The organism is Dactylosporangium siamense (assembly GCF_016862795.1).
Classification (GTDB): Bacteria; Actinomycetota; Actinomycetes; order Mycobacteriales; family Micromonosporaceae; genus Dactylosporangium; species Dactylosporangium siamense.
In genome coordinates, this window is the sequence record NZ_BONQ01000083.1 from 1 (window position 1) to 14689 (window position 14689).

Genomic DNA, 14689 nt, shown 5'->3' on the forward strand with positions numbered 1-14689 from the left:
GACCTTCACCGGATAGGCGCGGCTGCTACCCCGAGGGGGCTGGTCCTACAGGGCCAGCCCCCTTCTGTCGGGGTGCCGCCCCAGCCAGGCGGTGTAGCGGTCGTTCTTGCGCACCGCGTCGGCATACGCCTCGATCGCATACGCCCACACCTGCCCGGCGACGCTGGCGGCCGGCCCGTCGGGCAGCCAGCCGAGCATCTGCCGCCAGTGCAGCGGAGCGCCCACGATCGGCACCGCGGCCAGGCCCGCCATCGGGCGCAGCGTCGCCTGGCACAGCCCGACCGCGTCGCCGGACTCGATCAGGTCGATCGCGCCGCGGACCTCGGTCTCGAAGAGCACCTTCGGCGTGAAGCCGGCCCGGGCGCAGGCCGCCGCGTGGCAGGCCGAGAAGCAGCCGTCGCCGGGCGCCGCGACCCACTGCGCGTCGGCGAGCTCGGCCAGGTCGACCTCGTCCCGGTCGGCCAGGTGGTGCCCCTCCGGCAGCAGCAGGAACACCGGGTCGGCGGCCACGACCCGCCAGGCCAGGCCGTTGTCCGTCGCCGGTGGCGCGTCGCCGCAGGCGCCCACGAGGACGAAGTCGAGCTTGCCGGCGAGGATCTGGTCGCCGAGCTCGGACGCCGACCACGACGCGTGCGTGCTCACCTGGGCGCCCGGGTGGTTGCTGCTGATCCGGTGGACCAGGCCGCCCAGGATCGGGCCGTTGACGGCGCCGATGCGGTACCGCCCGGCAGGGTCCTTCGTGCTGGCCAGCCGGGTCGCCTCGTCCTGCAGGCCTTTCACCGCCGGCAGCAGCACCCTCGCCCTGGCGAGCACCAGCTCACCCAGCGGCGTCGCCCGGGCCCCGCGCCGGTCCCGCTCGAACAGCAGCCCGCCGAGCGCGCGCTCGATGCGCTGCAACTGGGCGGTCAACGCCGGCTGGGCGAGCCCCAGCATCGAGGCGGCCTTGGTGACACTGCCGGCATCCGCGATCGCGCAAACGACCCGCAGGTGCCGCAGCTCCAGATCCATATGCAGACGGTAGGACGTCTACCGGATGGGGAGAAGACCCCGAAGGTATCGAGACTCACCGTTTTCGCAGATCGACACATCATCGAAACACTTCTGTCGTTTGCCGCCATACCCCCCGGGAGTATGCGGTCGTGCTATGGAAACCCCGTGGTCCACCAGCACCACGACCACCACGTCCACCACTGAGCCGTAGGCTGGGTGGGTGCCCTCCCCCAGCCGCTGGTGCGCCGGTGCCGCCACCGCGACCGCGGTGACCGGCGCGATCGGGCTGGCCGTCTCCGTGGCCGGCTCGGCGCCGTGGCGCTACGTGAGCGAGTCCGGCGTCGCCGGCGCACCCCACCCGACGCTCTACCGGTGCAGCATGCTGCTGCTGGCGGCGTCCCTGGCGCTGCTGGCGGTGCCGGCCCGGCACACCGGCCGGCTCTGGACAGGAACAGGCCGGCTCTGGACAGGAACAGGCCGGCGCCTCGCCGCCGCCGTGCCGACCGGACTGGCCGCCGCCGCGCTCACCCTGGCCGCTCCCCTGGCCGCCCTGTCCGGAGCCGTCACGTGCTCTCCCGGCTGCCCGCTGCCACCGTACGAGTCACCCCAACCGCGGGACCTGATCCACGCCACCGGGGCGATCGGCGCGCTGCTGCTCTGCGCGCTCGCGATCCTCGTGTACGCCACCCAACCCGACGCCACGACCCTGCGCCGGGCGGGCCGCCTCGGCGTGCTCCTGGCCTTCCCGCCGCTGATCCTGTCCGCGATCGGCATCCTGCTCCTGGGCCGCGGCCTGTTCACGGGCCTGATGGAGCGTGCCGCCCTCGCCGCCGTCTCGGCCTGGCTCGTGCATACCGCCGCCGTGCACGTCCGCGCGAAACCGTGACCCGCACCGTCGTCGTCACCGGCGGCAGCGCCGGCATCGGCCTCGCCGCGGCCAAGCGCTTCGCCGCCGCCGGCGACCGGGTGATCCTCCTCGGCCGCAACGAGACCCGGCTGTCGGTCGCCCTGAAGGCAACCCACGCCGCCGCTGCCTCAGCTCCCGGCGCGGGCGATACCGACGGGATGCAGGAGCCGCTCGCGATCCGCGCCGACTTCGCCGACCCGTCCCAGGTCCGCATCGCCGCCGCGCGGGTCATGGCCGCCTGCGACCGCGTCGACGTGCTGGTCAACAACGCCGGCGGCCTGTTCCGCGGGGCGACCTGCCTGCGGGTCAACCACCTGGCCGGCTTCGAACTGGCCCACCTGCTGCTGGAGCACCTCAAGGCCGCCGCCACCCCCGGCCACCCGGCCCGCCTGATCACGACCGCCTCCCTCGCCGAGGCCTGGGGCGTCCTGGACGTCGACCGCCCGCTGCGGGAGTCGCTGTGGCATCGCAGCCGCTGGCTCGCGTACGGCTCCTCGAAGCAGGCCAACGTCCTGTTCACCGTGGAGGCCGCCCGCCGCTGGACCCCGCTGGGCATCCTGCCGACCGCGTTCTTCCCCGGCCTGGTGCGCAGCCGCTTCGCCACCACCAGCCCGCTGTTCATGCTCGGCAAGCTGATCCCGGTGCTGTTCGCCTCCCCGCACCGCGCGACCGACACCCTGCTCTGGCTCGCCGACGCCCCGGCGCACGACCTGTCCCCGGGCGGCTACTACTTCCTGCGCCAGCCCTTCGCCGCCACCCCTCGCGCGACCTCCCCGCACCGCGCCGAGCGCCTCTGGCAGTCCTCCCTCACCGCCACCGGCGATCCCGCCTAGGGCCGGATCGCCGGCACGGCGTCGTTGCGCGATCGCCCGCTATCGCAGCGTCGAGGGCAGGGGAATCTCGTGCCAGGTGGTGGTGGGGCCGGGGGTGGTGGCGAAGTCGTAGCGGGCGGCGTCGTGGCGCAGGGCGACCAGGCTGGCGGAGCCCGAGCCGTACTCCAGGCCGTCGACCTCGCGGTGCACGAGCAGCGGTCGCGGGGCGGCGCCGGTGAAGGTGCCGCCCGCGAGGAGGGGGACCCAGTCGCCCCACGCGTCGGCGGTGGGGCGGCCGGGGACCGGGTCAGGGCTGGCGGCGGCGTGCAGCGGGGCGAAGGTGTTGACGTCGACGCCCTGGTTGACGATCACGTGGTCGCCCGGGGGCAACGACTGATGCGCGAGGTCGGCGCCGTTCCAGGACAGCACGGTAACCGAAGCGGGCGTTGCTCGTACCAGATGGAAGGCGTCGAAACCGGAGAAGTCCTCGGGCAACGGGGCCAGCGGCAGGGTGCCCCGGGTCGGGCGGTCACCGAGGGGCGGCAGAGGTGGGAAGCCGTTGAGCAGGGCGGTCACGACCGGACCAGCCGGGTCGACGGCGAGCCAGGTCCCGCCGCCGGTGCTGTCCCGGCCTCCCCAGCGGCCCGGCCAGTGCTCGGCGGGCGGCTCCCAGGGGCGGGCCAGGTACTCGTCGCGGACCGCGGCCAGCAGGACGGGCCAGGCGGCGGCGGGGTCGAAGCGGAGGAGCACGGTGCACATGCGGGTGAAGGTTATGCCTGTCCGAGCTGGGGCACCCGTGCGGCCAGCCAGTCGGCGAACTCGTCGGCCGGGAGGGGCTTGGAGATGAAGTAGCCCTGGACCAGGTTGCAGCCCTCGAGGCGCAGGTGGTTGAGGGTCTGTTCGTCCTCGACGCCCTCGGCGACGACTTCGAGGTCGAGGGCGTGTCCGAGTTGCACGGCGGAGCGCACGACCGCGCGGTCCCGATGGTCGACGGCGATGCGCTGGACGAAGGACTTGTCGATCTTCATCTCGTGGATGGGGAGCTCGCGGAGGCGGCCGAGGGAGGAGTAGCCGGTGCCGAAGTCGTCGATGGCGAGCTTGACCCCGAGGGCGTGCAGGCGGTCGAGCGTGACGAGGCTGCCGGCGGGGTCGTCCATGATGCTGCTCTCGGTGATCTCCAGAGTCAGGGCGCTGGCCGGCACCCCAGCCTGGCCGAGCAGCCGGGCGACGATGTCGGGCAGGTCCGCCTCCTGCAGGCTGTTGGGCGACAGGTTGACCGCGACGTGCATGTCGTGGCCCATCCGCCGCCAGGACGCGCAGCGGCGCAGGGCGACCTCCAGCACGTGCAGGGTCAGCGGTCGGATCAGCCCGGAGGTCTCGGCCAGGGGGATGAACTCGTCCGGCGGGACGAAGCCGTGCGCGGGGTGGTGCCAGCGGGCGAGGGCCTCGGCGCCGCGGACGATGCCGGTGGCGGTCTCGAGCTTGGGCTGGAAGACGACGACGAGGTCGTGGCGCTGGATGGCCTCGCGCAGGTCGGCGACCATGGCGAGCCGGCGGGGGCTGTTGCGGTCGTCGTCGGGCTGGTAGACGCGCACGCCGGTGCGGGTGGTCTTGGCCACGTACATGGCGACGTCGGCGCGCTGGATGAGGGTCTTCGCGTCGTTGCCGTGCTCCGGGGCGAGGGCGATGCCGATGCTGACGCGGGCGTTGAGGCGCAGGTGGCCGATGGCGATCGGTTGTTCCATGGCGGCGGCGAGGTCGTCGCCGACCGCCACGGCGACCTCGCGGGTGCGGATGCCGGGCAGGAGCACGGCGAACTCGTCGCCGCCGAAGCGGGCCACGGTGCCGCGGTCGCCGAGGCGGCTCTGCAGCCGGTCGCCGACCTGACGCAGGAGGGTGTCGCCGATGTCGTGGCCGAGCGCGTCGTTGACGTCCTTGAACCGGTCGAGGTCCATGAGCAGCATCGCGACGGGCGCGCCCTGGGCCCGCAGCGCGTCGGTGAGGGCCTGGAAGCGTTGCCGGTTGGCCAGGCCGGTGAGCGGGTCGTACAGCGCCAGGTGCTCCTTCTGCGCGACCTCCTGCCGCAGCTCGTCCAGGAGCCTGGCCTTGGTGAGGGAGAGGCTGGCGTGGTTGGCGAGGGCCTGGAAGAGCCGGACGTGCTGCTCGCCGAAGGTCGGGATGTCGGGGAGGCTGTCGGCGACGAACAGCACGCCGGTGGCGCCGTCGCTGAGCGGCACGGGGACGGCGATGCCGTCGACGATGGAGCCGACGACCCGGCTGCCCTTGGCGACCAGGACAGGGGTGCCGGCGCGGGCGGGCTGCCACCAGGCGGTCTCGGGCAGCGTGTCCAGGACGGTGGTGTCGAGCTGGCGCCGGCCGTGCATGCGCATCCGGACCTGGGTGCCGTCCGGGCCGGGCATGATCAGCTCGGCGCGTTCGGCACGCAGCTGGTCGCGGGCCTGTTCGAGCACGATGCGGGCGACGCCACCGGTGTCCAGGACGCCGTCGAGGGCGCGGGTGAAGGCGTAGAGCTCCTCGACCTGTTCGTGGCCCTGACTCTGGCTGACGTAGGAGCGGTACGCCTTGTACGTGACCCCGGAGACGATCGTCAGCAGCGCGATGGCCCGCGGGTCACGGTCGATGGCGAGGGTGCTGATCAGGCCGATGCTGGTGGTGATCGCGACCAGCGGCAGCCCCCGCAGCGCGCTGGGCAGGCGTTTCCACTCGCTCGGGTCGTCGTGCAGCGCGATGACGGCGGTGACGAGGACCGCCGCGATGACGTCGGAGACCATCATGACGAGCAGGACGTAGAGCCACTGCACCGGTCCGACGTCGCCGGGCTCGGGGCCGGCGAGCGCCCGCAGCATCACGGACGAGGTGGTGGTCTGCACGCCGAGCAGGGCGACGTTGAAGCCGAGCTTGACGCCGCGCTGGCGGCGCAGGACGACGAGGCCGAGACCGCCGCCGAGCAGGCGCACGACGAGCAGCAGGGTCGGGTCGACCGACAGCAGGCCGAGGACCATCGGGATCTCGCTGAGGCTCATCGCGTGACCGCCGCGGCGGACCCTGATGTGCACGGCGAAGCCCTCGGTCGCGGCGAACGCGGCGCCGAGCAGGATCAGCGGCAACGCGTCGGCGCTGGATGGCAGGCCACCGTGCTGGATACGGAGGCCGTGCGCCACGACGGTGGCGACGCCCAGCCAGAGGCTGAGCGCCGCCACCCGGGCGTCCGGGCGACTCCACGCACGTGCTTTCTTCATGACCGTCCCGGAAGTCGCCTTCGTAGTGCGATTACTGCCAGATGGAGGCGGACCAGTAGCTTCCACTCCAAGTTCGGCCGCTCCAGGTGCTACCTGACCAAGTTCGACCACTCCATGTGCGGCCGTCCCACACGGCACTGCTCCAGGTGCGCCCGCTCCAGGTGCGTCCGGCCCAGTTGTTGCCGCTCCAACCGACCGCGACCCAGCTGCGTCCGGTCGAGGAGTTGCCGTTCAGCGCGGTGCCGGTCCAGGTCGCGCCGTTCCAGGTGCCGCCGGTCCACGCCGTGCCGGCGGTGGCCGCCCTGGCCCAGGTGGTGCCGGTCCAGGCCTGGCCCATGATGTCCTTCTCGCCGGTCAGCTCGGTGCCGGTGACCGGGTCCGAGACGTGCGCGGAGCCCCGCGACGACTCCAGCGAGCCGGTGCCGGTCGACGCCGCCCAGGTCTGGGTGAAGGTCGGGGTCGGCGCCTCGATCGCCTTCTTGATGTTGAGCTGGCCGGATCCGCGACCCAGGACGTCGCCGGCGGTCATCGCGTCGGCGGTGCTGACGAGCAGCTTCTTCACCTGGTCAGGGGTGAGGTTGGGACGCTGCTGCAGCAGCAGCGCCGCCGCGCCGGAGGTGATGGCCGCGGCCTGCGAGCTGCCGCTGCCACGGAAGTACCGGCCGGTCGAGTCGCCGGGCACCAGCCCGGTCGGGTAGTTGACGTCGACGTAGGAACCCGGGTCCCGCAGCCCGACGATCGAGCGACCGGGAGCGGTCAGGTCGGCGGAGCGGGTGGTGTTGCCGCGGGTGCTGAAGTCGGCCAGGACGTCGTCCGAGCGCGACTCGGTGCCCTTCGAGTCGGCGGCGCCGACCGCGATGACGTACGGGTTGGCCGCCGGCATCGACAGCGCGGTGCGGGTCTTGCCGTCGTTGCCGGCGGAGACCACGACCGTGATGCCCTTCTTCCAGGCCGCCTCGACCGCGTGGGAGAGCGGGTCGAGCTTCTCGTCCTGATACGTGTCGGTCCCGAACGACAGGTTCAGCACCTTGATGTTGAGCCCAGGGTCGTTGCGGTGCGTGACGACCCAGTCGATCCCGGCAATGACCTGGGAGACGTCGGTGGCGCCGTCGGCGGTGGCGACCTTGACGCTGATGAGCGTCGAGGTGGGCGCCATGCCGGTGAAGTTCGTCGGCGTGTCGACGGTCTGGAAGTTCGTGCCGGGGTCGCGGCCGGCGATCAGGCCGGCCATGTGGGTGCCGTGGCCGAAGGTGTCGGCATAGCGGAGGTTGGGCGACTGCGACTCGAACGACAGGTCTGGGCCGTTGACGATCCGGGTCGGGTCGTTGAGGCCGGTGACCTGCGAGACGCCGGAGTCGATCAGCGCGATGCCGACGCCGGCGCCGCCGATCGGCTTGCCGTTGGCGTCGCTCTTCTTCCACACGTCCAGCGCGCCGGTCGCGCGCACGACGCTGAACATCGAGTTGGCGTCGCCGTCGGCGCGCCATCGCTCGGCCTGGAGGGCCACCTCGCCGTCGAGGGTCACGGAGCGCACGCCGGGCGCGCTCCTCAGGGCGGACAGTTGCGTGCCGGGTACCTCAGCCGCGAAGCTCTCCACGATCGACAACGGCCGGCCGACCTTCCCACCCGCGCGGTCGACCGCGAGGGCGGCCGCGTCGGCGTCGTCATAGGCGACGATGACGCGGGTCAGTTGGTCGGCGGCCGACGCCGTCGGTGGCGCTGCGGCTGCCGGCACGCTCGGGACGGCCACACCAGCGATCGAGATGATCGCTGCCGCTGCGGCCCCCACTGCGCTCCGGTGTCTGCTTGGCATTCGGTCCCCTTCCATGGGTCGACGACTCGCCGTGATCCATGGTTGGGCAGAGCGTTGCGCGGCGTTGTCACCAGATCGGCCACTCTTCGCCGCCCAGTGCATACGCAGCGTGGTGTTGATCACTTCAGGCCGAGCCGCATCACGCCCGAAGCGCGCAGCATCACGCCCGGACGAGCAGCATCACGCCCGGACGAGCAGCATCACGCCCGGACGAGCAGCATCACGCCAGGTCGAACAGCATCACGCCAGGTCGAACAGCATGCAGCTGGAGGTGGCGTGCGCGACCATCCCGCCCCGGGCGTCGGTGATCACCGCCTGCGCCAGTGCCGTCCGCCGCCCCTTGGACAGCACGGTCCCCTCGCAGGTCAGCGTGCCGGACGCGAGCGACGCCGGACGCAGGAACTTCGTCGTGAGGTCGAGCGAGGTGTACCCCACACCGGCCGGCAGCGTCGAGTGCACCGCACAGGCCGCGGCCGTGTCGAGCAGCGTCGCCAGGACCCCGCCGTGCACGCTGCCCAGGGGGTTGTAGTGGAACTCCTGGGGCTCGAGTGTCACGACGACCCGGCCCAGCTCCGCCTCGATCCGCCCGGCGCCCATCAGGTGGGTGATCGGCGGCGCCGGTAGTTCGCCGCGGGCCATCGCCTGCAGCAGCTCCAGTCCGCTGCGGCGGCCCAGCTCGGCTGCGTTGAGCATCGGGTCGGACCAGGTGAACGTGCGGCTGCGTGCCCCATCCTGAGTCTGCGTCATAGATGCAGCCTGGCCTTCGGCGGCTGGATCTGTCAATCAGACTCAGGTGCGGGTTAGCCTTTCGGGATGAGACCTGCGGCACTGGAATGGTCGGTTGACAACTGCACCATCGGCGCGGCGATGGCGATCCTCGGCGAGAAGTGGACCCTCGTGGTGCTGCGCGAGGTCTTCAACGGCATCCACCGCTTCGATGACATGCGCGAACGCACCGGCATCCCCCGCCAGGTGCTCACCAACCGGCTCGGCAGGCTCGTCGACAACGACGTCCTGCGCCGGGTGACCTACCGGGAGCCCGGCTCGCGGGCCCGCGACGAGTACCGGCTCACCGAGAAGGGCTTCGACCTGTACCCGCTGCTCGTCGCCGTCCGGGAGTGGGGCGATCGCTACCTGGCCGGCCCGGAGGGCCCGCCGCTGGACATGATCCACCGCGGCTGCGGCGCACCCGTGCACGCGGTGCTGATCTGCGAGGCCGGGCACCACGAGATCGTCCCCCGCGACGTCGTGCCGGTCCCCGGTCCCGGCGCCCGCCGGCGCACCCCCGACTCACAGCCGGCCCACAGGTAGGGCGCAAGCTGCTGGCAGGGCCGGCCCGCAGTCTCGGCACCATGACGACGACGACGCTGACCCGCCCGACAGTTGCCGACAGTTCCACGCAGCCGCCTCGGGATCCCACCTGGGTCCGGCCGGCGCTGGGGCTGCTGCTGGCCGGCACGCTCGTGGCATACGTGTGGAACCTCAGCGCCTCCGGCTGGGGCAACGCGTTCTACGCCGCGGCGGCGCAGGCCGGCTCCGAGAGCTGGAAGGCGTGGTTCTTCGGCTCGTCGGACGCGTCGAACTTCATCACCGTCGACAAGACCCCGGCGGCGCTGTGGGTGACCGGGCTGTCCGTGCGGATCTTCGGGCTCAGCTCGTGGAGCATCCTGGTGCCGCAGGCGCTGATCGGGGTGGCGACCGTCTGGGTGCTGCACCTGACGGTCCGCCGCTGGCACGGCCCGGCGGCCGGGCTGCTCGCCGGCGCGGTGCTCGCCACGACCCCGATCGCCACGCTCATGTTCCGCTTCAACAACCCCGACGCGCTGCTCATGCTGCTGCTGGTCGCCGGTGTCTACGGCATGGTCCGCGCCCTGGAGCGGGGCAGCACCTGGTGGCTGGTGTTCGCGGCGGGCAGCATCGGCTTCGGCTTCCTCACCAAGATGTTGCAGGCACTGCTGGTGGTGCCCGCGTTCGCCCTGGCATACCTGCTCTTCGCGCCGACCGGCTGGGGCCGCCGGGCCGGGCAACTGCTCGTCGCCGGCGCGGCGCTGGTCGTCTCGGCCGGCTGGTGGATCGCGATCGTCGAGCTGACCCCGGCGTCGTGGCGGCCCTACGTCGGCGGTTCGCAGACCAACTCGATCCTGGAGCTCACGCTCGGCTACAACGGCCTGGGCCGCATCACCGGCAACGAGACCGGCAGCGTCGGCGGGGGCGGCGGCAACGGCGGCGGCTGGGGTGCGACCGGCTGGTCCCGCATGTTCGACGGGCAGACCGGCGGGCAGGCGTCCTGGCTGCTGCCGGCGGCGCTGATCTTCCTGGTCGCCGGCCTGGTCTGGTCGACGCGCAGGGCCGCCTACGTCCTGTGGGGCGGCTGGCTGGTGGTGACCGTCGTGGTCTTCAGCACCATGCAGGGCATCTTCCACGACTACTACACCGTGGCCCTCGCCCCCGCGATCGGTGCGCTGGTCGCGATGGGCACGGCGACCCTGTGGCGCCGGCGGGACAACCTGCTCGCCCTGCTCACCCTGGCCTCGACGGTCGCGATCAGCGCGATCTGGTCCTACGTCCTGCTCACCCGCGCCACCGACTTCCACCCGTGGCTGCGCGTCGCGGTCCTGCTGGCCGGGGCGGCGGGCGCGGCGGGCCTGCTGGTCAGCCAGCAGCTCGGGCGGCGGCTGGGCCGGCGGGTCGGGCTGGCCGCCGCGGCGGCGGCACTGTTCGCCCTGCTCGGGGGCCCGGTCGCCTACTCGATGAACACCGTCGCCACCCCGCACAGCGGCTCGATCGTCACGGCCGGCCCCACGGTCGCCGGTGCTGGTTTCGGCGGCGGTCGCGGTGGCGCGGGTGGAGGCCCGGGTGGCTTCCGCAACGGCGGAACGGCACCCGGCGGCGGCATGGGCTTTCCTGGCGGCGGCGCGGGCATGGGCGGGGGCATGGGCGGCGGCGGCATGGGCGGGTTGCTCAACGCCACCACCCCGAGCGCGGAACTGGTCGCGCTGCTGCGGGCCGACGCGTCGCGGTACACCTGGGTCGGCGCAGCCGTCGGGTCCAACAGCGCGTCGGGGTACCAGCTCGCCACCGAACTGCCGGTGATGGCCATCGGCGGCTTCAACGGCAGCGACCCCGCCCCGAGCCTGGGGCAGTTCCAGCAGCACGTCGCCGCCGGCGAGATCCACTACTTCATCGGCGGATCCGGCGTCGGCGGCCGCAGCAACGGCGGCAGCAGCGTCAGCGCCGAGATCGCCGCCTGGGTGGCGGCCAACTACACCGCCCAGACGGTCGGCGGCGTCACCGTGTACGACCTGTCGTAAACCCCCGCGAAACACCGGGGCCGTCTCGTCATGAGGCGGCCCCTTTTCACAGGTGGGGCGCAGGATCGTCGCAAGCTGCCGGAAGGTGCGGGACCGACCTTGGTGGCATGACCACAACGACGCTTCCCCGCGCAGCCGCCATCACCCCGTCGAGCGCCGCCACGGCCGTGCTCGACGTGGTCGTCCCCGTGTACAACGAGGAGCGCGACCTGGGCACGTGCGTACGCCGGCTGCACGCGCACCTCACGGCGACCTTCCCGTATCCCTTTCGGATCACCGTCGCCGACAACGCCAGCACCGACGGGACGCTCGCGGTCGCCGCCGGCCTGGCCGGGGACCTGACCGGCGTCGAGGTGCTGCACCTGACGGAGAAGGGCCGCGGGCGGGCGCTGCGAGCGGCCTGGGACGCCTCCGACGCGCCGGTGCTCGCCTACATGGACGTGGACCTGAGCACCGACCTCAACGCGCTGCTGCCGCTGGTCGCGCCGCTGCTGTCGGGGCATTCCGACGTGTCGATCGGGACCCGCCTGGCCCGGGGCTCCCGCGTGGTGCGGGGCGCGAAGCGGCAGTTCATCTCCAGGTCGTACAACCTGCTGCTGCGCGGGACGCTGCAGGTCGGCTTCTCCGACGCGCAGTGCGGCTTCAAGGCGATCCGCAAGGACGTCGCGGAGCAGCTGCTGCCGCTGGTCGAGGACACCGGCTGGTTCTTCGACACCGAGCTGCTGGTCCTCGCTCAGCGGGCCGGGCTGCGCATCCACGAGGTCCCGGTCGACTGGGTCGACGACCCGGACAGCCGCGTCGACATCGTCTCGACCGCCGTCGCCGACCTCCGCGGCATCGCCCGCCTCGGTCGTGGCCTGCTGAACGGGACGCTGCCGTTGCAGGCGCTGCGCTCGAAGTTCGGCCGGGCACCGCTCGTCGCGGCGGGCGTGCCGGCGGCGATGCCGTCGCAGCTGCTGCGGTTCGCCGCGGTCGGGGTGCTGTCGACGGCGGCGTACCTGCTGCTGTTCGCGCTGCTGCGGCCCTTCGCCGGGGCGCAGGCGGCGAACTTCGCGGCGCTGCTCGTGACCGCGGTCGGCAACACCGCGCTCAACCGGCGGGTCACCTTCGCCGTTCGCGGCGCCGCGAACGCCGGCCGGCACCAGGCGCAGGGGCTGCTGCTGTTCGCGCTCGGCCTGGCCCTGACCTCGGGCTCCCTCGCGCTGCTGTCGTCGGTCGCGCCGGTCCACCCGCACCTGGTGGAGGTGCTGGTGCTGGTGATCGCCAACCTGACCGCGACGGTGCTGCGCTTCGTGCTGATGCGGGTGTGGGTGTTCCGCCAGGCCTGACACCGGCTCAGCCGGACGGCCACCGCGGAGCGCGACGCTGCCGGAACGCCGCGATGCCCTCCGCCACCTCCGTGAGGTTCTGCCGGACCGGGCCGTCCCAGCCGTCGATGATCGCCTTGGCCGAGTGGACGCTGAGCTGGGAGCGGCCGGCGATCACCGCGGCGGTGTCGCGCACCGTGGCCGCGAGGGTGTCGGCGGCGACGACGGTGTCGACCAGGCCGATCCGCTCGGCGGTCCGCGCGTCGAGCAGTTCGCCGGTGAAGAGCAGCAGCTTCGCCCTGGACGGGCCGACGAGCGCGACCAGGCGGCGGGTGGTCGAACGCGGGTACACGATGCCGAGCTTCGCCGGGGTGATGCCGAAGCGGCTGTCGTCACCGGCGAACCGCAGGTCGCAGGCGACCGCGAGCTGGCAGCCACCGCCGACGCAGAAGCCGTCGATGCGGGCGATGGTCGGTTTCGGAAACGCGGCCAGGGCCCGCTCGGCGTGCACGGCGACGCTGTCCTCGCCGTCGGCCGCGATTGCCGCCGCGTCGTCGAGGTCGGCGCCGGCGCAGAACGTGCCGCCCGCCCCGGCGACGACCACGACCTTGACGGCGGGGTCGGCGGCGAGGTCGGCCAGCAGCTGGGGGATGGCGCGCCACATGGCGGCGGTCAGCGCGTTGCGCTTGCCCGGGTTGTCGATGAGCAGCGTCGCGACCGGGCCGTCGACGTCCGCGCGGACCGCGCCCCCGGAGCCTCCGAGGCCGCCGGTCACCACTCGTGGACGGGCACGTTGGAATGCATTCTGGGAAGGTACTCCGCCAGCAGTTTGCGCATGGTGTCGTCGCGATCGATCTCACCCGCGCCCGCGATGCGGTGGACGGTCTCGACCTGCCAGGATGCGCCGTTGCGGGCGGTCAGGCAGCGTTGCTCGATGACGCGGAGCAGCCGGTCGCGATGCACGGGGTCGACGCCCCACCCGTCGAGGCCTTCGTGCGCGAGCGGCAGGAGGCGGCGCAGCACGAGTTCGGTCACGGGGACGGCGCCGAGGCCGGGCCAGAAGACGGACGCGTCGATGCCGTTGCGGGCGGCGGTGTGGAAGTTCTCCTCGGCGGCGCCGAAGGACATCTGCGTCCAGACGGGGCGGTCCTGTTCGGCGAGGCGGCGGACGAGGCCGAAGTAGAAGGCGGCGTTGGCCATGCTGTCCACGACGGTCGGCCCGGCGGGCAGGACCCGGTTCTCGACGCGGACGTGCGGTTTGCCGTCGACGACGTCGTAGATCGGGCGGTTCCAGCGGTACACGGTGCCGTTGTGCAGTCGCAGCTCGCCGAGCTTCGGCACGCCGTTGCCGTCGAGGACGGCGATCGGGTCCTCGTCCTCGCAGATGGGCAGCAGTGAGGGGAAGTAGCGGACGTTCTCCTCGAACAGGTCGAAGATCGAGGTGATCCACCGCTCGCCGAACCAGACCCGGGGGCGCACCCCCTGGGACTTGAGCTCTTCGGCGCGGGTGTCGGTGGCCTGTTCGAACAGCGGGATGCGGGTCTCGCGCCACAGCTCACGGCCGAAGAGGAAGGGCGCGTTGGCACCGAGGGCGACCTGGACGCCGGCGATGGCCTGGGCCGCGTTCCAGTGCGCGGCGAACTGCTGCGGGCTGACCTGCAGGTGGAACTGCACGCTGGTGCAGGCGGCCTCCGGCGCGATCGAGTCGCAGCGCACGTGCAACCGTTCGATCCCGTCGATCGCGATCAGCAGGTCCTCGCCCCGGGCCGCGAAGATCTGCTCGTTGAGCAGCGAGTAGCGGGGGTTGGCCGACAGCACGTCCGGGGTGAGCTGGTCGCGGCGCAGGGTGGGCAGGATGCCGATCATCGCCAGCCGGGTGTCGACGCTCGCCGCGTGCTGATCGGCCGCGTTGAGGCTGGCCCGGACCTGGTCCTCGAACCTGGCGAGCCCGTCGCCGGCGAGCCGCCGGGGCGGCACGTTGATCTCGATGTTGAACTGGCCGAGCTCGGTGACGAACGCCGGGTCGGCGAGGGCGTCGAGGACCCGCTGGTTGCGCAGCGCGGGGTCGTGCCGCTCGTCGACGAGGTTGAGCTCGATCTCCAGGCCGCTCATGCCGTCGCCGTCCTCGAAGTGCGCGTCGGCCAGCATCCTGGCGAACGCGTCGAGGCACTGGCGCACCTTGTCGCGGTACCGCATGCGGTCTTCCCGGCTGAACTCGGTCGTTTCGACGTCCCTGCCCATGGATGCCCACCTCCGCCGGAGCCGCAGCCGTGCCGTGCCGTGCGTGCA

General features: G+C 72.5%; 12 protein-coding genes. 5 read left to right on the forward strand and 7 right to left on the reverse strand.

Annotated elements, in window-relative coordinates:
• Nucleotides 1-45: 45 nt before the first annotated feature.
• Nucleotides 46-1008 carry a LysR family transcriptional regulator gene (locus Dsi01nite_RS26820; protein WP_203849044.1) on the reverse strand — a complete coding sequence of 321 codons (963 nt, stop codon included), beginning with the start codon at nucleotides 1006-1008 and terminating at the stop codon, nucleotides 46-48.
• 202 nt (nucleotides 1009-1210) lie between these two features.
• Between Dsi01nite_RS26820 and Dsi01nite_RS26825 the strand changes: the two genes are divergently transcribed.
• Both Dsi01nite_RS26825 and Dsi01nite_RS26830 read left to right on the forward strand, forming a co-directional pair.
• A complete protein-coding gene (locus tag Dsi01nite_RS26825) occupies nucleotides 1211-1876 on the forward strand; it encodes a DUF998 domain-containing protein (protein ID WP_203849045.1) in 666 nt (221 codons plus the stop codon).
• Complete coding sequence (locus tag Dsi01nite_RS26830; protein ID WP_203849046.1) at nucleotides 1873-2730, forward strand: SDR family NAD(P)-dependent oxidoreductase; 858 nt, start codon at nucleotides 1873-1875, stop codon at nucleotides 2728-2730. Before Dsi01nite_RS26825 ends, Dsi01nite_RS26830 begins: the two co-directional genes overlap by 4 nt.
• A 39-nt stretch (nucleotides 2731-2769) precedes the next feature.
• On the opposite strand, the gene Dsi01nite_RS26835 is transcribed toward Dsi01nite_RS26830, so the two are convergent.
• From Dsi01nite_RS26835 to Dsi01nite_RS26850, 4 genes are all read right to left on the reverse strand, one after another.
• Nucleotides 2770-3468, reverse strand: coding sequence for an NRDE family protein (locus Dsi01nite_RS26835; RefSeq protein ID WP_203849047.1), 699 nt, complete (start codon nucleotides 3466-3468; stop codon nucleotides 2770-2772).
• An 11-nt stretch (nucleotides 3469-3479) separates the two neighbouring features.
• Nucleotides 3480-5969, reverse strand: a complete 2490-nt coding sequence (locus tag Dsi01nite_RS26840) for a putative bifunctional diguanylate cyclase/phosphodiesterase (RefSeq protein WP_203849048.1) — start codon at nucleotides 5967-5969, stop codon at nucleotides 3480-3482.
• Between the two features lie 31 nt (nucleotides 5970-6000).
• A complete protein-coding gene (locus Dsi01nite_RS26845; protein WP_239136192.1) occupies nucleotides 6001-7719 on the reverse strand; it encodes a S8 family serine peptidase in 1719 nt (572 codons plus the stop codon).
• A gap of 303 nt (nucleotides 7720-8022) precedes the next feature.
• Entirely contained in the window at nucleotides 8023-8529 is a 507-nt protein-coding gene (locus tag Dsi01nite_RS26850; protein ID WP_203849050.1) for a PaaI family thioesterase, read from the reverse strand.
• Nucleotides 8530-8595: 66 nt separating this feature from the next.
• Here Dsi01nite_RS26850 and Dsi01nite_RS26855 point away from each other — a divergent pair, with 66 nt between their 5' ends.
• The 3 genes from Dsi01nite_RS26855 (at nucleotide 8596) to Dsi01nite_RS26865 (ending at nucleotide 12421) form a co-directional block, all read left to right on the forward strand.
• On the forward strand, nucleotides 8596-9093 hold the full coding sequence (locus Dsi01nite_RS26855; RefSeq protein WP_203849051.1) for a winged helix-turn-helix transcriptional regulator: 498 nt from the start codon (nucleotides 8596-8598) through the stop codon (nucleotides 9091-9093).
• A gap of 41 nt (nucleotides 9094-9134) precedes the next feature.
• Nucleotides 9135-11093: an ArnT family glycosyltransferase gene (locus tag Dsi01nite_RS26860; RefSeq protein ID WP_203849052.1), complete on the forward strand. Its 1959-nt coding sequence runs from the start codon at nucleotides 9135-9137 to the stop codon at nucleotides 11091-11093.
• Between the two features lie 107 nt (nucleotides 11094-11200).
• Nucleotides 11201-12421, forward strand: coding sequence for a bifunctional glycosyltransferase family 2/GtrA family protein (locus Dsi01nite_RS26865; protein WP_203849053.1), 1221 nt, complete (start codon nucleotides 11201-11203; stop codon nucleotides 12419-12421).
• A gap of 7 nt (nucleotides 12422-12428) precedes the next feature.
• Here Dsi01nite_RS26865 and Dsi01nite_RS26870 read toward each other — a convergent pair whose 3' ends face one another.
• Entirely contained in the window at nucleotides 12429-13175 is a 747-nt protein-coding gene (locus Dsi01nite_RS26870; RefSeq protein ID WP_203849054.1) for an enoyl-CoA hydratase/isomerase family protein, read from the reverse strand.
• Nucleotides 13172-14641: a glutamate-cysteine ligase family protein gene (locus tag Dsi01nite_RS26875; RefSeq protein WP_203849055.1), complete on the reverse strand. Its 1470-nt coding sequence runs from the start codon at nucleotides 14639-14641 to the stop codon at nucleotides 13172-13174. The genes Dsi01nite_RS26870 and Dsi01nite_RS26875 overlap by 4 nt, the downstream gene beginning before the upstream one ends.
• Nucleotides 14642-14689 lie beyond the last annotated feature (48 nt).